The sequence below is a fragment of the Nitrospira sp. M1 genome (assembly GCF_965152605.1).
In genome coordinates this window covers 1,207,556-1,228,605 of record NZ_OZ224217.1, presented here as the reverse complement: position 1 = coordinate 1,228,605, position 21,050 = coordinate 1,207,556, and the positions used below count along the sequence as shown (strand labels likewise).

22 protein-coding genes are annotated in these 21,050 nt (G+C 47.7%); 6 read left to right on the top strand and 16 right to left on the bottom strand.

Features of this window, described 5'->3' with window-relative positions:
- Nucleotides 1-402 precede the first annotated feature (402 nt).
- The 6 genes from ACWHX8_RS05885 to ACWHX8_RS05860 form a co-directional block, all read right to left on the bottom strand.
- Nucleotides 403-1,539: an SGNH/GDSL hydrolase family protein gene (locus ACWHX8_RS05885; protein WP_447971031.1), complete on the bottom strand. Its 1,137-nt coding sequence runs from the start codon at nt 1,537-1,539 to the stop codon at nt 403-405.
- A gap of 237 nt (nt 1,540-1,776) precedes the next feature.
- Complete coding sequence (gene ilvD / locus ACWHX8_RS05880) at nt 1,777-3,624, bottom strand: dihydroxy-acid dehydratase (RefSeq protein ID WP_447971030.1); 1,848 nt, start codon at nt 3,622-3,624, stop codon at nt 1,777-1,779.
- A gap of 207 nt (nt 3,625-3,831) precedes the next feature.
- Nucleotides 3,832-4,209 carry a PIN domain-containing protein gene (locus tag ACWHX8_RS05875; RefSeq protein WP_447971029.1) on the bottom strand — a complete coding sequence of 126 codons (378 nt, stop codon included), beginning with the start codon at nt 4,207-4,209 and terminating at the stop codon, nt 3,832-3,834.
- Entirely contained in the window at nt 4,199-4,447 is a 249-nt protein-coding gene (locus tag ACWHX8_RS05870) for a type II toxin-antitoxin system Phd/YefM family antitoxin (protein WP_447971028.1), read from the bottom strand. Before ACWHX8_RS05870 ends, ACWHX8_RS05875 begins: the two co-directional genes overlap by 11 nt.
- A 138-nt stretch (nt 4,448-4,585) precedes the next feature.
- A complete protein-coding gene (locus ACWHX8_RS05865) occupies nt 4,586-5,314 on the bottom strand; it encodes an HAD family hydrolase (RefSeq protein ID WP_447971027.1) in 729 nt (242 codons plus the stop codon).
- 70 nt (nt 5,315-5,384) lie between these two features.
- Nucleotides 5,385-5,753 (bottom strand): cupin domain-containing protein, encoded by a 369-nt coding sequence (locus ACWHX8_RS05860; RefSeq protein WP_447971026.1) that lies wholly within the window; start codon nt 5,751-5,753, stop codon nt 5,385-5,387.
- Nucleotides 5,754-6,070: 317 nt separating this feature from the next.
- Between ACWHX8_RS05860 and ACWHX8_RS05855 the strand changes: the two genes are divergently transcribed.
- The 5 genes from ACWHX8_RS05855 to ACWHX8_RS05835 all read left to right on the top strand — a co-directional run bounded on the left by ACWHX8_RS05855 (nt 6,071) and on the right by ACWHX8_RS05835 (nt 10,709).
- Nucleotides 6,071-7,135 (top strand): ATP-grasp domain-containing protein, encoded by a 1,065-nt coding sequence (locus ACWHX8_RS05855; RefSeq protein ID WP_447971025.1) that lies wholly within the window; start codon nt 6,071-6,073, stop codon nt 7,133-7,135.
- Nucleotides 7,136-7,423: 288 nt separating this feature from the next.
- Entirely contained in the window at nt 7,424-8,710 is a 1,287-nt protein-coding gene (locus ACWHX8_RS05850; protein ID WP_447971024.1) for a TAXI family TRAP transporter solute-binding subunit, read from the top strand.
- 212 nt (nt 8,711-8,922) lie between these two features.
- Nucleotides 8,923-9,543: a MarC family protein gene (locus ACWHX8_RS05845; protein ID WP_447971023.1), complete on the top strand. Its 621-nt coding sequence runs from the start codon at nt 8,923-8,925 to the stop codon at nt 9,541-9,543.
- Nucleotides 9,544-10,089: 546 nt separating this feature from the next.
- The gene (locus ACWHX8_RS05840; protein ID WP_447971022.1) at nt 10,090-10,464 is read left to right on the top strand and encodes a hypothetical protein; all 375 of its coding nucleotides are present in this window, start codon (nt 10,090-10,092) and stop codon (nt 10,462-10,464) included.
- Nucleotides 10,446-10,709 carry a transposase gene (locus ACWHX8_RS05835; RefSeq protein WP_447971021.1) on the top strand — a complete coding sequence of 88 codons (264 nt, stop codon included), beginning with the start codon at nt 10,446-10,448 and terminating at the stop codon, nt 10,707-10,709. Before ACWHX8_RS05840 ends, ACWHX8_RS05835 begins: the two co-directional genes overlap by 19 nt.
- Nucleotides 10,710-11,196: 487 nt before the next feature.
- On the opposite strand, the gene ACWHX8_RS05830 is transcribed toward ACWHX8_RS05835, so the two are convergent.
- Both ACWHX8_RS05830 and ACWHX8_RS05825 read right to left on the bottom strand, forming a co-directional pair.
- Nucleotides 11,197-11,805, bottom strand: a complete 609-nt coding sequence (locus tag ACWHX8_RS05830; RefSeq protein ID WP_447971020.1) for a hypothetical protein — start codon at nt 11,803-11,805, stop codon at nt 11,197-11,199.
- Between the two features lie 195 nt (nt 11,806-12,000).
- On the bottom strand, nt 12,001-12,828 hold the full coding sequence (locus ACWHX8_RS05825; RefSeq protein ID WP_447971019.1) for a nucleotide excision repair endonuclease: 828 nt from the start codon (nt 12,826-12,828) through the stop codon (nt 12,001-12,003).
- Nucleotides 12,829-13,131: 303 nt separating this feature from the next.
- On the opposite strand from ACWHX8_RS05825, the gene ACWHX8_RS05820 reads away from it, so the two are divergent.
- Entirely contained in the window at nt 13,132-15,330 is a 2,199-nt protein-coding gene (locus ACWHX8_RS05820; RefSeq protein WP_447971018.1) for a LysM peptidoglycan-binding domain-containing protein, read from the top strand.
- A 265-nt stretch (nt 15,331-15,595) separates the two neighbouring features.
- On the opposite strand, the gene ACWHX8_RS05815 is transcribed toward ACWHX8_RS05820, so the two are convergent.
- From ACWHX8_RS05815 to ACWHX8_RS05780, 8 genes are all read right to left on the bottom strand, one after another.
- Nucleotides 15,596-15,937: a hypothetical protein gene (locus ACWHX8_RS05815; protein ID WP_447971017.1), complete on the bottom strand. Its 342-nt coding sequence runs from the start codon at nt 15,935-15,937 to the stop codon at nt 15,596-15,598.
- A 61-nt stretch (nt 15,938-15,998) separates the two neighbouring features.
- A complete protein-coding gene (locus tag ACWHX8_RS05810) occupies nt 15,999-16,259 on the bottom strand; it encodes a hypothetical protein (RefSeq protein WP_447971016.1) in 261 nt (86 codons plus the stop codon).
- A 208-nt stretch (nt 16,260-16,467) separates the two neighbouring features.
- On the bottom strand, nt 16,468-16,809 hold the full coding sequence (locus ACWHX8_RS05805) for a DUF5615 family PIN-like protein (protein WP_447971015.1): 342 nt from the start codon (nt 16,807-16,809) through the stop codon (nt 16,468-16,470).
- Nucleotides 16,810-16,821: 12 nt separating this feature from the next.
- A complete protein-coding gene (locus tag ACWHX8_RS05800; RefSeq protein ID WP_447971014.1) occupies nt 16,822-17,067 on the bottom strand; it encodes a DUF433 domain-containing protein in 246 nt (81 codons plus the stop codon).
- Nucleotides 17,068-17,584: 517 nt separating this feature from the next.
- A complete protein-coding gene (locus ACWHX8_RS05795; RefSeq protein WP_447971013.1) occupies nt 17,585-18,457 on the bottom strand; it encodes an MliC family protein in 873 nt (290 codons plus the stop codon).
- Nucleotides 18,458-18,790: 333 nt separating this feature from the next.
- Entirely contained in the window at nt 18,791-19,036 is a 246-nt protein-coding gene (locus ACWHX8_RS05790) for a hypothetical protein (protein ID WP_447971012.1), read from the bottom strand.
- A complete protein-coding gene (locus tag ACWHX8_RS05785) occupies nt 19,033-19,563 on the bottom strand; it encodes a zeta toxin family protein (RefSeq protein WP_447971011.1) in 531 nt (176 codons plus the stop codon). Before ACWHX8_RS05785 ends, ACWHX8_RS05790 begins: the two co-directional genes overlap by 4 nt.
- Before the next feature lie 29 nt (nt 19,564-19,592).
- Nucleotides 19,593-20,891, bottom strand: a complete 1,299-nt coding sequence (locus ACWHX8_RS05780; protein ID WP_447971010.1) for a DUF2130 domain-containing protein — start codon at nt 20,889-20,891, stop codon at nt 19,593-19,595.
- Nucleotides 20,892-21,050: the final 159 nt, after the last annotated feature.

Here is a 21,050-nt window from a genome sequence, read left to right as displayed (position 1 = left end):
TGCCCGTGGAACTTCTAGCAGGGTCTGTGACGATGAACGGGAAGAAAAACCATTTCATAAAGAAAGCGTCTTGGCCCCTTTTTCTGGAGGCGACCACCTTCCCCGCGCATCCCTATTCATCCTGAGAGTAAGGGATCAATGAAAACACCAATGGGCTCTTTCACCAGTTTTTTCCGAAGGGGACAGACTTCAGAATGGTCTCCTGCAACAAGCGAAAGAGGCAGTGGACCATCTCAATAACCGACTAAGAAGAACACGAGGCTATCGAACGCTCAACTAACTGTTCAATCAGCACTTCGTCCCACTTGTCGAGAAGTAATTGTACTTATGACCTGAATTCAAGCTAAAGCATAACATCGCATGCGTTGATGAATATTTTTATTTTGCTCCAAACTTTCTACCTTATAGAAGTTTTGGAAACGTCACCTGCATTTTCCTGAGAACTTCTTGTGCCATCAGCTCATGTCCCTGCTCATTCCAATGCACATCGCCTTCGATGAATTTCTCACGAAGAATCTCCTTTGGGTCTGTATCAGGAGAAATAAACAAGGGAAAGAAATTGAAAAAAGTTACAGAATGCTGTTGGGCCCATTCCTGCCAAAACGTGACTTGTCGAGAATGCAGGTCCTTGTGAACAATCTGATCTGGCCATGGATAGACTGCCAGCGTCATTTCCTTCTGATGCCGTTGAAGTAGTTGATACAGGAAATCCATGTGCTTCCGCGCTTTTTCCAGTCCACGTTGTCCATACTCATGAAATATTTCTTCATTCACCGTCCAAAGACTTCGTTGCTGATTGAGCCCATATCGGCGTTCTTCTTCAGAACGTAAATCTTCATGAGTCGGGACAAGAGTCTTTTGCATATTGACGGCCACGGTCCAGATATTTTTCAGCAATCCGGTATATTCATACACAAATTCCTTTATCTTTGAAGTCTGACTCACCAATCCGATGACGCGTCCATCCTGTATGTCGTAACGTTGTACTTCGTCCTCAATATCAGAAATATCTAAAAAGACGATAAGATGATCGAAGTCCAACTCGATGGTTTCGAGCAAATATTCCACTTTCTTGAAATAGATTGCTGGCGCATAAGAAGACACCGCTGCATTGAGTACTTCAATATTCCGGCGCGCCAGCTCTGAATCAATCAGCCCAACAAAGGTCTTCTCGTAGTCAATCCCAATCCCTTCCGTAAACGAATCACCGATAACAAGAAAACGAAAGTTGGACGAGGCTAACGGGATTTCACGAATTTCCCGATCTTTGAATCCGAGCGAATTGGTATACAGCGGACTGGACAGGTGTCCCCATTTTTGTTCCTGCTGTTGCCCATTGGGTTTGAGCGTGTGGTGAAAGACGGGAGAGGGTCCACGAAGGGCTCGACGATCGGCGAACTTATGAATCGTTCCGTATTTTTGAATGTGATACACCCCGGTGAACACAAAGTCCGCGACCACGACAACGATGATGACAAGCAACGTTAAAACTGTTTTCGAATATTTCTCAAATCTGTTGTTCGTAAAGTGTGCCTCCATTCAACCATCAATAATCAGGCAAGTTGAGCACCAGAAGACTTCTCATCGTGAAAAAGCTTCACGACATGACTCAGCCTATGCTCCGGCCAATAGCCGGGACTTATCCACTCAACATTTCGCCAAGGCAGAAATCTTCTGACATTCACGGCACGATCAAATCTCGACTGTGATGGCAATTGACGAAAGTCGATAGATAATCGACTTTCGTCAACCTAGCATATTTGTTTGGGGGATAGACTACTTCTTGAGTTGATCTAAATTCCGAACAGCCCCTTTGTCGGCACTCGTCGTCAAAGCTGCATAAGCTTTGAGGGCCGCAGACACAACGCGAGTTCGTTTTTCGGTCGGAGTCCATGCGTCGTGACCTTTGGCTTCCATTTGGGTTCGCCGTTTAGCTAGATCGTCGCTGGAAACGTTCAGGTGAATCGTTCGATTGGGAATATTGATCTGAATTTCATCACCTTCTTGCACAAGACCAATCGCTCCACCTTCTGCAGATTCCGGTGAGGCATGCCCAATAGAAAGCCCGGATGTGCCGCCAGAAAAACGACCATCGGTGAAGAGTGCACAAGCCGCACCCAAGTCTTTTGATTTGAGATAACTGGTGGGATACAACATTTCTTGCATACCAGGTCCGCCTTTTGGGCCCTCATACCGAATAACGACCACATCACCAGCTTTAATCTGGTCCTGTAAAATCGCGTCGACCGCTGAATCCTGAGACTCAAAGACGCGAGCCGGGCCAGAAAAAATCCAGTTTTTTTCATCAACGCCAGCTGTTTTGACGATGCACCCATTTTCAGCAATATTGCCATAGAGAACGGCCAATCCTCCTTGCTGACTATAGGCATGCGGAATATCACGAATACAGCCACTTTCGCGATCCAAGTCCAACGTCTCATAGCGTGTGTCTTGGCTAAACGCGGTTTGGGTTGGAATCCCCGCTGGTCCAGCTCGATAGAATCGCTTCACGTCTTCATTACCAGTTACCGCGATGTCCCAATGATTCAATGTCTCTTCTAATGATGTCCCATACACGCTCTGTACTTTGGTATTCAGCAGGCCACCCCGGTTCAGTTCTCCTAAAATACCCATCATACCGCCAGCACGATGAACGTCTTCCATATGATACTTGTCTATGGCCGGCGCAGCTTTACAGAGGTTCGGAACTTTTCTGGACAGTTGATCGATATCTTTTAATGTAAAATCTATCTCGGCTTCCTGTGCCGCCGCCAATAAATGCAGAATGGTATTCGTCGAACCTCCCATGGCAATGTCCATGCTCATGGCATTCGCAAAGGCATCATACGAAGCAATGCTACGGGGGAGTACCGATTCATCGTCTTTCTCATAATATTGTTTCGTCAGTGCCACAATTCGACGACCAGCCTCCAAAAACAATTCTTTTCGATCAGCATGAGTGGCAAGTAATGAGCCATTACCCGGCAGCGCGAGTCCTAACACTTCCGTGAGACAGTTCATGGAATTAGCCGTAAACATACCCGAACAGGATCCACAGGTCGGACAGGCGGACCGTTCATATTCTTCCACCTCACTATCCGTGAGTTTGTCATCAGCAGCCTTCACGATTGCATGGATTAAATTCGTATGATGTTCGGCAAGTTTCGTGCGACCAGCCTCCATCGGACCACCCGACACAAACACCGTCGGGATGTTCAAACGCAGCGTCGCATTCAACATGCCTGGCGTGATCTTATCGCAATTCGAAATACAGACTAAGGCATCGGCGCAATGCGCATTCACCATGTATTCGACTGAATCCGAAATAATGTCTCGAGATGGCAAACTATACAACATGCCGTCATGCCCCATGGCAATCCCATCGTCAACCGCAATCGTATTGAACTCTTTCGCCACTGCACCGGTTTTTTCGATTTCACGAGCAACGAGTTGTCCGAGATCATGTAAATGCACATGACCTGGCACAAATTGCGTGAATGAGTTGGCGATAGCGATGATGGGCTTTCCGAAATCCTCATTTTTCATTCCCGTGGCCCGCCAGAGAGCCCTGGCGCCAGCCATATTCCGGCCTTGAGTAGACGTTTTTGATCGAAGTGAGGGCATAATTCCTGCTCCTATGTATTGATGAGTACCAAAATCATAACCAATGAATAGAGGTGAGATTGTACCATCATTGCTTCAAGTATGAAAAATACTCCCCAATTGGTGTCCCTTAGAGAAAATGAACGAATTGGAAGGCATTGAAACATCACAAGCATGGCAACCATATTCATCACTCACAAAAGCTGCTTCATTCATTGTAGCTCTTTTTCAGGGACGAAAGGTTCGAAGATCGATGTCCGTGATGACTCGATAGTGCTTCGTGTTTGCGGTAAGCAAGGGAAGGGAGCAGGCAACGGCAGTCGCCCCGATCAGGGCATCCGCCAGATGAAGCGAATGGCTAAGGGCATACCTTTCTACGTATAGCATTGCCTTGGAAGATATTTCCTCCGTGAGATACACAACTTTGGCTTCCCATTGACGGAAAGCTGTTCGCATAGCCACTAATTCTCCTTGGTTGCGCATCCCTTGCACTAATTCGATATAGGTGACGACCGACAGTGAAAACGGTATCTGTTGATCGATGGCCCGTTGAGCTTTGACATTGCCACGCATAAACCAAATCAGGACATCGGTATCAATCAGCACGCGTGTACCTCGGCTTTCTGAGTTGACGCACATACGCGTTCACGTTTTCTGAGGGGGTATAATCGGCCCATATTCCATACATTTCGAGTTCGGTACTTGGCTGTGGGACACCTGATGCTAAAGGCACCAGTTTCGCAACGGGCTTTCCCCGATGGGTAATCACAACCTCTTCTCCTCGAGACACGGTAGCAAGAAGCTCTTTCGACGAGAGTCTGAGATCTTTGGCTGTAGCCTTCATGACATCCTCCATTCAAAGTGTACACTTTAAAGTGTACACTTCAAGCAGACGCTCGTCAAATAGAGTCAAGACTTCTCAGTGCGTTTTGTCACCACATAACAACCAATGAGGCTTTCCGTATAACACCAGAATGGACAATCAAGCCGCTTCTATCGCATACGTGAACTCTAGCAAATTAGGAAAGGCCCTGAAGACATCAGGATGCTCGGCTCCACCGACCAAGATGCAGTCGATGCCCGCATTCTTCGCGCCACCGAGATCTCTTCTAACAGAATCACCGACGACAAGAGCTTCCGCTTTGGATATTCCAAGTTGTGTTAACACGAATTCAAATGGTTTCGATGAAGGTTTGACCATCCCATGGTCTGAGGAAAACGACAGGGCTGAAAAGAGCGGTAAGATACCCGTTTCATCAAAAATGCGCACCCAGGCTTCTTTTGGCGACCAAATATCGATGACGACTGCCAACTGAAAATATTTCCGCAATGTGTTGAGCGCAGTGACATATTCGCGCGGAATACAACCAAGCTCGTGATGCGTAAAGGTTTCAATAATTTTTTCTATTTCATCATGAGCAAGAACCTTGTCGACAACGTCAGAAATCGCGAATCTCACTGAAGGAAAGTCATGTCGATACTGTTCATCAGGATATCGAAGACTCAGATATCCATACACGGCACGAATGATTTGATTAATTTCCTCTTTTGGAAGAATTCCACCCAGACGACCATAGTGTGCGGAGAAATCTTGACACTCGTCAAAGCGATCTTCTCCGAACATGAATGTCCCATTCATGTCCAGTAGTAGGGCCTTTTTCCCAATTAACACAGTAGGCCCTTTCCGATTGAGAGTTACGGATCCATCCATGACCCAAAGGGCTCAGAACGAAGAGCAATAAACATGTCAATCAAACCAATTTTTCTTCTCACATGAATATTCATGTGGTGGCCTGGCTAGGATATGACATCTCTAGCACGATGCATTCTTCATCGGCTTTAAAAGGCCCATGGACTTCACCCGGTGGACGGCTGGCATAGTCTCCCGCCTCAAGCCAACGAGCAAATGCGGCATCATATAATCGCCCTTTGACGATAAATATTTCCTCTGGATATGCATGGCTTTTAGGCCCAAAGGCCGTGGTATCCGCACCAGGCTTAAATCGGGTTAAACGAGTATAGTCGCCGGACTCCTCATCGATTGCCAACGTCAGCTGCTCCAGCTGACCATCCGTGCCCTCCATAGCTTCCCAGCTCTTTTCATTTTCTGAAATCAGTGGATTCCAATACGTCCGTGTTGTTTTGGCCATGACGTCTTCCCCTTATACTCTTTTTCATCTGCCAAGAACGTGAAGCATCGATGCATAATACACGGGCAATTCTGAGTGACATTTCGTCATTCCGAGTTGTTCCCAGTTCCATCAAAACTATGCTGAGCTTTTAAAGTTTTGTCAATCTGTAAGAAGAATGTGAACATGCATAAGTGAAACTTCTGAACAAAAGATTGAGTAGAAGTTCCGTGTCATTTAAACGTATTTGGCCTTGATAGTTTGGAACAACATTCCGAAAAGAGAGCATACGTCTGCCAGCTCAAGACCCTGTTCCTGTCCCTGAAAGGAAGTCATCTTTGTATACTATCGCCATTCAACCGGATGATGTGCCACTGGCAAGTGGACGACGTCAATCATTTTCGCATCGCTGGCTAGAATTGGCGAAAGAGTCAGGACATGAGGTTCGAATAGTCAATGTCTACGATGAAGAACATTTCTTTTCTCAGCTCAAAGGATCTGAGGCCTTCATGTGGGCGTTTTGGAATGCCCCAACAAGTCGTGAACTCGGCAAACGCATGATGGCTGCCCTCGAGCATGTGAATGCACTGACCATCTTCCCTAACTGGCGAACGTCTTGGTTTTTTGAAGATAAAATCTCCCAACGCTACCTAATGGAGGCAAGTGGTATTCCAACGCCAACGACTTGGGTCTTTTGGCGACGACAGGATGCAAGTGATTTCCTGAAACAGACCACGTATCCCATCGTGCTGAAGCTCGCATTTGGAATCTGTTCAGACAATGTGCGTTTACTCCATAATGTTGAAGAAGGAGAGTATTGGGTTGCCAAGCTTTTTGGAGAAGGGGTCACGACGTTACACATCAAAGAACCGAGACCTTTGTTCCGCGAAATGGCAGCACGTGGACGAGATGCAGCGAAAGCATTGTTGGGAATAGCCCCTCCAATAGACAGTGCATCCCCAGATATTCAGCGGGGACGTATCTTATTTCAAGAATTCATCCCAGACAATAATCACGACCTACGAATTATTGTGATTGGCACGAGAGCCTTTGCCTTTCGACGAATGAATCGACCCGGCGATTTTCGAGCAAGTGGCAGTGGATTAATTGATTGGAATCCTCAACAAATAGACGAAGCATCAATTCACTTGGCGTTGAACCTTACCAAAAAGCTTGGCCAGCAAGTGATCACGTTCGACATTGTACATCGAAACAATGAGCCATTCATCGTCGAAATGAGCTACTACTATGAAGCATGGACGGTCTTTGAATGTCCTGGGCATTGGGTCTTAGAAGAAAACGCTGAAAACAACGCCCTTGAATGGATTGAGGGAAATATGAAAGCTGAAGATGCGATCTTCATCGATCTGATACATGAAATAGAAAGAAAATGCTCTGTGTAATTAATAGCGAACAATAGCCTTCCTCTTGTCTCTTCCATCTGGAGAAAAACCTATAGTCGCAGCAGCCCTGAACGTTCCCTGAACAATCGTTGTATGATAGTATCGGAAGTACAGTATCGATCCCCACAGTCACAATACACGTTATGTAGTTCCACTCCTTCTCCTTATGTTGGCGTTACTTGCAAACTTTTTTCGACGAGCCCATTATGATGATTGCCCTCTCTGCATCCGATATGAAGAGGCTCGACTGTTGCTAACATATTATCCCTGCCAGTACGTATTGAAGTGATGAACACGTCTCTACTGAAAAGTTCTGGACTTGCCGTGTTCATTGCATTAACCGGGTTTGTGCTGGCCTATCAATTCGTAGAACCTGCGCCGCCGAAAGTCATCACCTTAGCCACGGGCAGTGCCACTGGGGCCTACCATGCCTTCGGCCTTGCCATGCGCGACATTCTGGCTGACAACGACATCGAACTCAAACTACACAACAGTGCCGGTAGCGACGATAATGCGGCGTTACTCGCCGAAGGAACAGTCGATATTGCGTTGATGCAAGGCGGCACTCCTGTCGATTCAGTGCCAGGAGGAAAAACGTTACGCGCACTTGCCAGCTTGTATTACGAACCTCTATGGATCTTTCACCGCATAGACCCGGCACCGACCAAACTATCAGGCTTAGCAGGCCTGCGGGTCAATCGTGGCATCCCGGGCAGCGGGACACGGAGACTGACGGATGAGTTGCTCACGCTGAATAAGGTAGCAGGAGAGGAATTTCGTGGATTGGAGAGCACCTCAGCGAGCGCGGCGCTTCAGGAGGGCCAATTAGATGCATTATTTATGGTGAGCGGTGAAACCTCGTCGGAGGTGCAAACGCTCTTGCAGGCACCGGGGGTTTCACTGATGGATCTACCGCGAGCGAAAGCCTATCATCTGCATCGTCGCTATCTTTCGCCATTGACGTTACCACCGGGCGCCATTGACCTCGCCGGTGAACGGCCACCAACCGAAGTGAATATGATTGCCGTCACCGCAATGCTCGTGGCTCGCAAAGATCTACACCCAGCGTTAGTCGACCTGCTGCTATTATCGGCACCAAAAATTGTGGGAGGCCCTGGCCTATTTCACGAAGCAGAACAATTTCCATCCGGACAGTATCTCTCCATTCCGTTGAGTAAAGAAGCTCAGCGCTTTCACAAACGCGGACCGTCCTTCCTCCAGCGATTTCTGCCATTTTGGGCTGCCACGTTGATTGATCGACTGGTGGTGATGCTCATTCCACTGGCAGCGCTTGTCATCCCGCTCTTCAAACTCTTTCCTCCATTATACCGCTGGCGTGTACGGTATCGTATCTATCGTTGGTATGAAGACCTCCAACGTATCGAATCGCACCTCGACTCCGGCCATGCGACTCCAGAGGAACTCGCCGCTGCTGTGGTCAAACTGGAAACGGAAGTCAAACATGTCGAAACACCCCTGTCCTACGCCGACCAGCTCTACCATTTACGCAACCATATTGATCTCGTCCGCACACAGATAAACCAGAAGACCTCGAAGCAACACCAGACGTCTTAGAGGACTAGTACATACTCAGTGGAGAATAGAATAGGAAAAAGGTAAAATCCTTTCAACTCATTTAAAGAAGTGACGGTTAGCTCTTTCCCTCTCAATATCCCGACGAACTACCTCTGGCTACCTCCATTTTTTCAAAATCTGTATTTCACTGGCTCTTCGTGATAGTGTCAAAGACATACACTCCTTTCAGAAGACGAAATAAGGATAACTCAATGACTGAGAAATTTATTCGAGATGCTTTGATCTTATGGACGACAATCGACCCCATTGGGACATTAGCGATTTTCACGGCGATTACTGGCAACTTGGATGCGGCACAACGAAAAAAAACGGCAATAAAAGCCATATGCTACAGCGCCGCAATTTTGCTGGGAGCGATTATTATCGGTCAGGTCTTACTCTCCTCCATGGGAATACGGCTTCTTTCTTTGCAAGTTGCGGGAGGAATCATTCTATTTTTATTCGGACTTCAAATGGTTTTTGGGAGTGGAGTCACAAGTACCCAGACCGTAGAAGAGCCTGGACATGATATCGCGGTGTTTCCCCTCGCTGTCCCCTCTATCGCCACTCCAGGTGCCATACTGGCTGTCATCCTGTTAACGGATAATCATCTGTATTCCATTCCAGTGCAAGTCATGACATCGGCCATCCTTCTTGGAATACTGGCTATCACGCTCGTGTGCATGCTCGCAGCAACCCCCATACTCAAAGTTATCGGCATGAATGGCGCTTCAATTATGATTCGGGTCATGGGAATGATCCTGGCGGCTTTATCGACTGAATTCGTCATGGAAGCCTTACATGTCCCACAATGGATCGGGGACACACCATAATGCCACGCATGCCGCGGGAGTCTACATCTCTGTGCATACTTCATTGTTCCACGTTGACACACGGATACATCACTTACTTAGAGGCATCTGTTACAGTCCCAGATCAGTAATCAACAATCAGCCGCCTTCAAAACGCCAAGCATGTCAAACAACTTGTCGAACAATTGCAACGCTCTGTTTCGGCTCTAGTGTAAAACGAATCATGGGCCCAGACCAATCAGTAGCGAGCAAGAGAATTGCACCTTAATGCGACGGCGCTTCCTACCAGGAAAGCAGAGTCAGACTAGCCCGATAGACAGAGGATGAAGAGCGAAGCTGAAAACAAATCAATGATATTTTAGTGGATGGGCTCATGGAGGCGGGCTATGCCGTGCACTTGGCGAACCCCGCCGCGATGCAACAATACGCCAGGCTCAAATACACCAAGATGATACCGACGCCCGATGGCTCGCTCACGTGCTCCGGTTAGGGGTATTGCCCACGGGCTATATTTATCCGAAGGCGGATCGAGCGGTGCGGGACTTGTTACGCAAATGCCGTTAGTTGATGCGACAGAAGACGACGAACCTTCTCAGCCTTCAAAACTTACTCACGCGGAATACCGGTCAGTCGATGAGGGGCGATCGCGTCCAACAGCTCACGCCCGAACAGGTTGGCACATTGGTCACGTTCCCGGAACAGGCCTTAGCCCTCCAAGGCACCGTCACGGTGATGCACCACCTGGCCGAGCAGATTACCCAAGTCGAGCAGGCGGTGAAAGCCCAGGTACACCTGCGACCGGCGTTTCAGGCCCTGTCGACGGTCCCGGGCATCGGGCAGATCTTGACGCTAACCATCATGCTGGAGACGGGTGAGATTCGCCGATTTCTTACGGTGGGCAGTTCGCCTCGTACTGTGGATGCGTGGGCAGTCCCAAGCTGAGCAATGGGAAACGCAAGGGGCAAGGCAACACCAAGAATGGGAATAAATATTTGGCGAGGGCCTTCGTCGAAGCGGCGTACTTTGCCATTCGCTATGAGCCGAAGATTCGCCAGTTCTATGACCGGAAACGCGCCAAGACAAAGGTGGTGGTGGCTCGTAAGGTCGTGGCTCATAAACTCGCCCGCGCTTGTTATGACATCATGCGAGATGCGGTCCCGTTTGACATCACACGGGCCTTTGCCTGATTGAGAGTGAGGGCGTGAGCTAGAAAAGGGGTTGGTTGAGAACCTCGAGATTTGATTGGTCGCGCCCTCACCCCGTTTCTTCTCCCGTAAGCGGGAGCGACTGAGTCGCCTCGACGATGAGCCAACAAGGGGTTGGCGCTTGAGGGTGGGGAGCGTACCCACGAGCAGCCACACGATTTGTGCTTCCTTCGGATGGACCTCCGTCGGACACGAACGGTTTTCTGGGGCACGCACGATGCCAGGGACCGAAGGCGTGTCCCGCGGGACAGTCTTTTGCGTCTTGATCCTGATGGATGACTGGTGCGGCTCAGGCAAGGAGTCGACATCGACTAACATGAAAACCCAGATGCGAGTTCGGTTTGCTCACAGCAAAGAGAGAAGAAAAAATATTTTACCAACATAAGAAATGACAGAGTAGTTGTGTGGCCACTTGACAGAGCCTGCTAATGGGTGCCCCCTAATTCGTTACAACTTGCCAAGCTTGTCACTATTCGGCAGGATCGACTGCAGAAAACTGCGAGATCAGGCGTTCGAGACATTGTCCGCTAAGATTCTCGAATTTTGCTCTTAAAATATTGCCCTCACTAGAGTTACGTTCAGTACTATCCGGCATGGTATAAAGATCTCGGTCTTCTAAATCACAGACGCCTTGCCAAAGAACACTAGCATTGTGAACATCGATTAGGCGTACTCGTCCTTGGTACTTTATGTAAGAATTGCCACTGAAGGGCTGACCTACAACTCCCCACCTGATAGTTTGAAAATCAAGAATATTCCCTTCCACAAACTTCTCTTTCATATCATCAATATCATCGTCTTTAAACGGCTCCGATATATCTGTTAGTTTAATATTTGCAAAGTCAGACAAAACGCGTGCTGCGAACCTCTCTTTGACGTGCAGAATCGGATCTCGTAGATCATATTGCTGTACCATTTGTTGTCCCCGTGATTCAGCTGCAAGACCTGCAACAGCAGCACCTATCGCCCCAAACATCATTCCCATTTGACTAGGTGGCACCTCGAAGGAAGAAGGTTCGTAATGGATGAGTGTAATCTGACTAGCCCTATTTAGTGATTCTTTCGTAGCCAGATCCATCTTTATGACCTTTGGCGAGCACCCAACCGTCAAGATCAAACCGATAATTAGCAATATTCTCGATCTCAACACCAGTCCCATTTTCTGCCTCTTAGAAATATTGGTTTTCGAATGACCGCAAACAAACCACTCCTCTTTTTCGCCAAAAACGTACCGAAACTTAATTATTTGGCTGACAATTTAAAATCAAGAAAATCACTCCGCAAACCGTGCCTGAATAAAGAGTCGATCCCGTTCTTTTTGACTCAGGAACTCATTCGCAAATCCTGATTTCTTTTTGGCCTTCCTGAGTCGATTCGCTTCTTCACGAAAAAATACCACCAACGATCGAACCGCTTTCTGAACTTTCTCCGCCTCACCCCTTGCGCTAGCCTTTTCCAACAATACATCAATCGCGACTCGAAGAAAGTTTCGATTCTTTCCATTCAGAAAGTCGGAAAGTTGTACAGTCAATTGAGAATCTAACTGTCTAAATCCAGAAATGTGTGCATATGGCATTGCTGAGAATTTCTTCACCCGTTGGCTGGGCTCACGATGTCCAAGGAAACTCAATATCCGAACCAAGGAATAATATGCGTCTTTCGTGAAATCCCTCGAACGATACACCCCATGCATCTTGAAGATCGTATTTTCGAACGCCTCCGGGTCTGTTGAATAGCAAAGATAGAATACGCCGTCGTCATCGCCTACGCCAAGGGCTGGATACATGAATGAAAATGCACCGGAAATATTGAACGTGGGCTTGAGCTCTTGAATGAGTTGGTTTTCCAATAACAACGCCTCTTTTTCAGATTCAACGACATGAAACGTTAAGTCAGTGGCAAGCCGAACCATCTCACGCATTTTTCTATGCTCTTTTTTTCTTGTTGCGTTTCGGTATTGCCGAATTCGATTGTGCAAGTTCTTCGCTTTTCCAACATACAGGGTTTTCTCTTCTACTTTGAATTCGTACACGCCTGCACTCGAAGGAACAGATTCCAGAAATTCTTTTCCAAATTTCCTGTCGAACAGCTTCATTCCCATAAGAAAACCTTACGTTCTCAAATAACCTGACACAACGAGCTAGAAATAGAGTAAATGTAAACCATTTCAATTCATCGACACCACGACATTGACGAGAATGGCCTTTCCGATGCGAAAATAATAGTGTAGCCTGCCTTGTAGGGTGACATGAAGCAACGTGTGTCTTTCGATCGTGAAAATATTTCTTGACGATGCGCCTTCCCCTTCCATAGATACATAGCCCCTCACATTTATTGACAGTACTTTATTATAGTGAGAAAGTTAGATGTGTCGTAACAAAAACGAAGGAAAAACAAGCACCCCGTGACAAAGATAACGACACAACAACCAAACGGGTTGAGCATTGTTGTCGCATGCTGCATGACAACCTTGTGGTGGAGTTCATCTATCACAGAATCCACCTACGCACAGAGTGGATTCAACACAAACAAGCCAGCGACAGAATTAGGAAGAACCTCAAAGTCAACGTTCGCCACACTACAACGCAACCAAGGAGAGAAGGGACAGGTACTAGCGACTCAGTATTTTTCTCTCCATACACCATTCCCCACTGATGCTGAAGGCAATGTTCAAGGTTCGCGCACAGTCGATCACCCTTCGAATCTATCAAAGAGTTCCCTATTGACTGCAGCTGCAGTCTACAGCGCCAAAGCCACAGAACCTTGGTCAGTTACTAAACCCTTAATTGCAGAGCACCATGCTCAACGAGATCCCACCCGACATATTCTGGTTTCTACTCGTCGTTCTTATGCCATGATGCCACTCAAGATCAATCGGCCGGTGAAACGCATCCTCGATTATTATCAACATGACATTCACGATAGATTTCAGAAATACCTTGACCGATTCGAGAAATATAAAAAACTGGTCCAGCGTGTTTTCAGAGAGGCCGGGTTACCGCCAGAGCTTGGCTATCTCTCATTGATCGAGAGTGGGTTTAATACTCGTGCCTTCTCTCATGCACGGGCTTCTGGTCCTTGGCAATTTATGAAAGCGACGGGGAGACAGTACGGACTTGATGTGACGTGGTATGTGGACGAACGCAGGGATCCAATCAAGTCAACGATCGCTGCGGCTCACCACCTCAGAGATCTCTTTGATGAGTTCCAGTCTTGGCCGTTGGCTCTGGGAGCGTACAATGCGGGTGGACCGAAAATAACGCGAGCGATTCAAAAAATCGATAGTCGAGATTTTTGGAAGATTCGGGAAACAGCGTATATCATGGAAGAAACCAAGGAGTATGTCCCCAGTTTTATCGCGGCAGTTCTCATTGCTTCAAATCCGACCCAATACGGGTTTACGGTAAATACGACGACTCCTTTTGCCTATGATGAAGTGTTGGTGCGTAAGCGTGTTCACCTAAAATCTGTTGCAAAAACCACGGGAATTTCCATTAAACAACTTAAGGAACTGAACCCAGAACTTCTTCAAGACATTGTTCCAATGGTGGATGTCGGGTATTCGTTAAAAGTTCCTCCTGACAAGGGGGACCTTGTCCGAGAGCGCCACGACCAAATTGAGAGATGGACAAAACTTCCTCCGGAGTCTGCCACCTGGTACCGCGTACGGTTTGGTGAGACCCTCGATGACGTGGCCAAGAAATTCGGGCTGTCTGTACAAGAACTCAGACAACTCAATAACCTGAAGGAAGAAGGTTTGATTTTTTGGAACGACCGTCTTCGGCTACGAACTGACGACGATAGTGCTCCACTCCCACTCGAGACTGAGCCGTCCCCGCCACCCACCTGGTACCAGGTACGGTTTAGTGAGACACTCGATGATATAGCCAAAAAGTTCGGACTGTCTGTGCGGACACTCAGACGCCTCAATAACTTAAAAGAAGAAGATTTGATTTTTTGGAAGGACCAGCTTCGTGTCAGAGCAGACGAGGATGACGATCCCTCGCTGGTCCCGAAATCCGAACCATCCCTGCCACCCACCTGGTACCAGGTGAGATTTGGTGAGACGCTCGATGACGTAGCCAAAAAGTTCGGACTGTCTGTGCGGACACTCAGACGCCTCAATAACTTGAAGGAAGCAGACCAGATTCTATGGAGCGACCGACTTCGTGTCAGAGCAGACAAGGATGACGAGCCCTCGCTCGCCCCGAAACCTGAACCATCTCCACCAGCCACCTGGTACCACGTACGGTTTGGTGAGACCCTTGATGACGTGGCCAAGAAATTCGGGCTATCTGTGCGGGCACTCAGACGACTCAATAACCTGAAGGAAGCAGATCAGATTCTATGGAGCGATCGACTTCGTGTCAGAGCAGACGAAAATGACAATCCCTCTCGAATCCTGAAATCTGAATCGTCTCCGTCAACCGCCTGGTATCGCATCCATTATGGTGACACACTCGCATCGATCGCCAAGAAATTCGGGCTGTCTGTGCGGAAACTCAAACGACTCAATAACCTGAAGCATGATCGTATTCGAGCAAACGACCGTCTTCGTGTCAGACCAGACAATGACAATCTGCCAGTCGCCTCTACCCCTTAAAAAACAAACCTTAGCCTGACATTCTCAACTTCACTAGTTGGGCCACACACCCAAACTTCAACTCATCCTGCACATGAAACAAGGAAAAATCATTGCTTCAGCAGACCTTGCCGATACCCCACCCTGGGCCAAACCGATTGTAGCGGCTGCTATCAAGTTGCAACACAAGTAAGGCTGTAAGACAAGGAGTCAATAATAGAAAGTTTCTTGCAGGAAAATGGATGGGACGCTTGAATTCACGAACTAGACTTTTTGGAAGAGCACATCACTTGAATAGCGCTAATAAGGTGCTGACAACTGTCGTCAACCCAACCACGGCTGCAACCGCAAAAGACGCCCAGGTCGCCAAGCGTTGCGATCGCTGGAGAGCGAGCATCTTGATTTCCATTTCTCGCCGGTCAAGGTCGTTGTACTCACGGAAGAGTCGCTCCGCGTCAAGCCGGGCAGACTGTAGCCGGTGCTCGTCTGCGGCGCGGGCATCCGGGTCTCCGTACCCCGATCCCGGCTGGAAGAGCTCCACTGCAAGCTTTGAAGCTGCCGAGCTGGCTGTCAACCATTTCACACGAGCTGCCTCAACCGTGCTGCCACATTCTTGAGTTTGAAACATTGTATTATCTCATTTCTTGGGTTGCATCAATCTGCCAAACAGCTATACTCAGCCGCCGCTTTCAGCGGTCTGTTGAAAGTAGTGAGGCCCTTGTCAACGCTGTTTTATGTCGAATTAACTCTTGCCTAAGAAGATTGATTGCAGATCTAACCGACCCTGCAATAAAGATCCCCGTGGCAAGACCACGGCGATCTTTATTAAGCTGTTCAATATCAATATCTCTCCCATTTTGTCTGTATGCCTCTAATGTTCGAACGACTGTATCTGTCAAGTTTATTCCAGTGGCAGCTGTTGCAGATGCATCATCAATTCCAAAAGCCATCGCCCTCCTCCATTCTTAATGCCTAAATAGATATAGACAGCCCCAATACTGTCACTGCAAACTCTTCTCTCTTACAAGAACTTAATAATTCTTTAACTCAAATAATTTCCCCTCCGTCTTGTCACCATCATCCTTAGGGCCGTCTAACAATTTGAATTCGAGGCCTTCTATTTCTTGTAGGGTATTGTGGCGATGCCTCTAAATTGACCTAAGCAATATGGCCAAATCGAACTTGGGTTGCAGTGACCACAACGAATTGATTGGGGAGCTGCTCGGAATACTGTTCAAGCACTTTTCTAATCGTATCGATTTTGTTCGTCGCCCGCTCATCTTCGAGACGTAGGAAAATGAGACCCCGATGTGGGTGACGTTCCCGATACACTTTTTCTCCAAACCCTTTGTCGTTCGTGATGAGAATCCAATTCTCGGTATATGCCTTTTTGATAATTTCACTATCCGTCATCCCTCGTGCTTCCTCATAGACTGAGAAAACCTCATGGTGTGAGTTTCGTAACCAACGGGCTACCGCAGGCCCTATACATTCATCCACCAGAAAGCGCACTTACCCGTTACCTGCCAAGGGCATGAACGCTGTGTCTTCCAAAGACTTAGTGGCAAACAACAAACACGCCTGAATATCTTCTTGTGTAAGGCCTTCGTATTCTTCCACCACTTCTGTGACAGTTGTGCCATGCGCTAAAAGATTGAGTATATACTCAACCGTTAAGCGAGTTCCCTTGATGATAGGTTTACCAACCATGATATTGGGATCAATCGTGAGCCGATCAAGTAATTGTTGGTCATTCATGAGTCAAGCCTTTCTATACGATATATTGAGTTCCTTTGCCAGAACGAGACTCAAAATTGGGGACTTTCCCAAACATGCGAGACGACATTACGACGATACCTCACTGACTCCTGCAATTTCACAATCCTGTAGGATGCTTTTATCATTCACCACATGCTACGCAACGTATCGCCTTGATGCAAGACAAGATTGAACCTACTCGAGCCCCTCGACTTCTTGGAGTTTTTTCCCATGATACATTGGAAATCGCTGTACAGGCCGACGCTGTATCGCATAACACGATCAATTTGTTGTTTTGCATATCTCCCAATGAAATTTCACAACTAGACTCTGGATTTCGCTTATCCTAGGAAGATATAAGAAATGGCCTGTGTCTATAAAAAGAAGATTTTTGCATATTCCGTTTATTTGTCAAGATTGCCTTAGGGTAAAGTTGAAAGAAGGAATCAATGTGCAAAGATGCAAACCACATACAACATCGGATCTCCGAGTGATGCTCTAACGTCTGCTTTTTCCTTCAACGCGATGATGCCTTCTTGCAGTACATCTCTTTCGCGTCATAGCCCCAGGTAATCAACGCTTCGCCTTGGTGTTCCCAAAAGGTTTCGTTACGACCTTGGTACTTGCTTCCGCTCCCGCTTGGCTGCCCGAACATGAGTGAGACACTGTCTCCGCGTTCGGCAATTAATGTAGAATGATCGGTTTGGAAGAATGTGGCAACGACCTCATTGGCGGGATTACCGTCGCAGACAAAGTGCACAGGCCCATTGGAGGGTACCAGTCGATACTTGGCCTGTAGCTCGGCGATGCGACGCCTGTATCCGTCCCGAACGCATCCCCGCTTGTCGTGGCTCTTCCAGCAGTCTTGTCGTCCTTTGATCCACCCCCGCTGCTCTGCCTTAAGCACAGGAGGATGCTCATTCGTCGCCTTCTTCGATGCGGCGGCATAGACGCTGGAAAGTTTGCGGTCAAGCGCCGACAAATCCTCATCTCCGCAAATCATCGCTTCGATGCTCCCGACTTTGATCTCGTTACAGGCAAACGAAGAGCCAGCAGCATTGACTTCTTTTCCGAGGTTCTTATTTACGACAAACGACGTGTGACGGTTTCGAACAATCTGATCAATGTAGTGACACCAGACTTCGCTATCCCGGCTCGGCACATCAGGCTTTCCTCGAATACCGAGTTTGAACTCCACCCCCGACTTCCATTCGTCGGACCCGATATCCGGACCGTGCCCTTGTCCATCACCTGTTTGCACCTTGCCTTCGACAAACCGATACCACGAGTGAGAACAAATATTCATTTCCTCCACAATCGACTTCTCTGTGGAACGTGCTCCCGCACAGGAAGCTGCCATGATAAGAAAAAAAACTACCCACCAGTTCATGGAAATTTCTTCAATGCCACACCTCGGCCCGTTAGACAAGAAGCCACGATTGGCTCTCTCCGTTGCTTTCTGTTGCAATCGACTCAATGTCAATTGTTTCCTCGCTGTTTCTTCTTATCATATTTCACCCTGTCAAATGACTGTAGCTCTGAGCTTTTAGTTTTCTGAAGAGAGGCGTCTAAAAATCCTGACAAGGCAGATGCTACGTGTACACATTGTTTCAAATGATACTCTTTGTCAAGAACGAAGAGAAGGAACGTTGAGAGAAGGTTCTGAGGAGGTAGGATCAAAGGTCATCGGAAATTTCTAATGAACACCCAACGGTCTCATTTTCTATGAACGCTTAGGAGTTCGCTTTGCTAGTCGTTCTCGGCTCATCCCGCCCTTGATGATATTCACTCTGGAACGTTTTTTCTTCTTACTTTCCGCAACAAGGTCAACCATCACCCCATCACGAATGACCCAGACTGGAGTATTGGTCTGGATTCCTTGCAGTTTGGCATTCGCCGCAGCTCGTTCTAGCGCAGACCCTACCTTGGAAAAATCAGAATCAATGACAGAAGGACGTCTTTTGGTCATCGTGCATTTTGACCTTCCTCTACCCAGATGGGGCGTTCTTGAGAATTCTCATAAAGTATCCACCGGTCCACCAAAGTTTTATAGGTCTGTTCAAAATGACGAGACCCCGCCCGAAATCGCCTCCGAATGACTTCCTCAGGAACATTGTGTCCACCATGAGCTACACGTGCGACAACTCGAGCAATAGCGATCTGCGGGTGATCTACTCGAAGAAAAATGAGCTTCACAATGTATCCCTTCTTTTGCCATTGCGGGATAAGTCGGGCATATCTCAGGCCACTTAATGTCGTTTCGAAGGCAAAACTCTCTCGCTTACGAACAAACGAGGTCATTTGCTCAACCATCAACCTGCCAGCCCGTATCATCGCAAGTTCCGGGTTGAATGGAGACAAGCCATAGGCAATGAGGTCGGCGTTAATAAACCGTGGACAATGCGCATCCTTAGGCAAAAATTCTCGCGCAAACGTGGTTTTTCCGGCACCATTAGGACCGGCAAGAATAATGATTTTTTTTCGGTCTTTACTCATTAATCAATGAAGCATTCCATTTTATATTTTCACCCAAATAACTTTCCACTTGTTTCGTCACCTTCATGCTTGGGGCCATCCAACGATGTCAGCTCAAGCCCTTCTATTTCTTGCAGTGTTTTACCCGCGATCCCTTGCAGATCACCGTACATGCCGACAGTAGATTGCATGACACGCTCAATCTGTTCTTCGCGTTTCGCCCATTGCTTCATGATGACTTTGCGTTCTTTATCCAGATCTTCTTGCATGGATGTAAAGCCTTCGACAATGGCTTGGACACGCTGACGGAAACGTGGACCCATGAGATATTGATAGACCATTTCCATTTTGGTCTGTTGTCCTTCGGACGCTTGACGGGCCGAGGCCACCTCCATGAGTGTATGGCGCAAGACAATGGCTACCGGTAATGCAGCCTTGGGGTGCGTCACCCATACGCCATCGAGCAGTTCGAACGTTTCCACATCTTTGGGTAACGCCTGACTAACGATGACGGCAATCTCGGCCTTGGCCTGCCGCTGATCTTCGCGTAATTTGGTGAGCCAGCCATCACTCCAATTTTTGGTGCGCTTCGATTCCCACAAAATTGTGCCGCACGGTTGACCGAATCCACTCACGACCCGTTGCAACACATCTCCTCCATACTCGCCCTTGGGAACTGGCTGAATTTGATCCATCGGAAACTTCGTGGTGAGCAACGTTTCGAGTTCTAACTCTTGCACTTCACCCTGTAACTGCTGTGATCCCTGTTCTGCTCTACGCTTGAGCTCTTCAATTTGCTTCTGCATCGACGAGATAGTCTGTTCTTTTTCTTTTACCTTAAGGCTGAGTGATTCTTCGGCTTCCTTCTTCGCTTGCTCACGCGTGACAGTGAGGCCTTCTTGTACGCGTTTCTCGACGGTGAGATCCAACTCGCGCTTGGCATCATCCAATTCACGTTGTTTTTTAAGTAACTCAACTTGGGCGTTCTGGGCTTCCGCCAATTTTTCGTCACGCTGCTTGAGCACGGATTGAAGTTCAGACAGTTCTTTCGACTTTTGCTCGAGATCGGTCCCAATCTCCAGCCTAGCTTTCTTCGCTTCTTCGGCAGAGATTTTGACTCGTTCTCGTTTTAGTTTTTCAGCCACCTGACTATCCAACGTTTCTCTTTCCCTTGCAATCGCGGCTTCTCGGGCACCTAGCACCGCTTCGCGTTTCGCTGCATCGGCATCTTTCTGCGCTAACCGCCGCTCATAGTCTTGTTTGGTGGTTTCAAGCAACGGCGCTGCAAGCGACTCGGTCAGCTTGATTTCGTTCTGACATTTTGGACAAATAATGGTTGGTTCAGTCATAACAGGTTACCGACTCCTCTACCTCGGCAAATCACATGTCATCTTACAATGCATTTTTCGGAAATACATTATGACCAGGCCTGAATTCACACACAGACATTCGACACAATGACTAGACCTGACTCCATTTTTGACCCATCCTATCCAACACTCAATAAA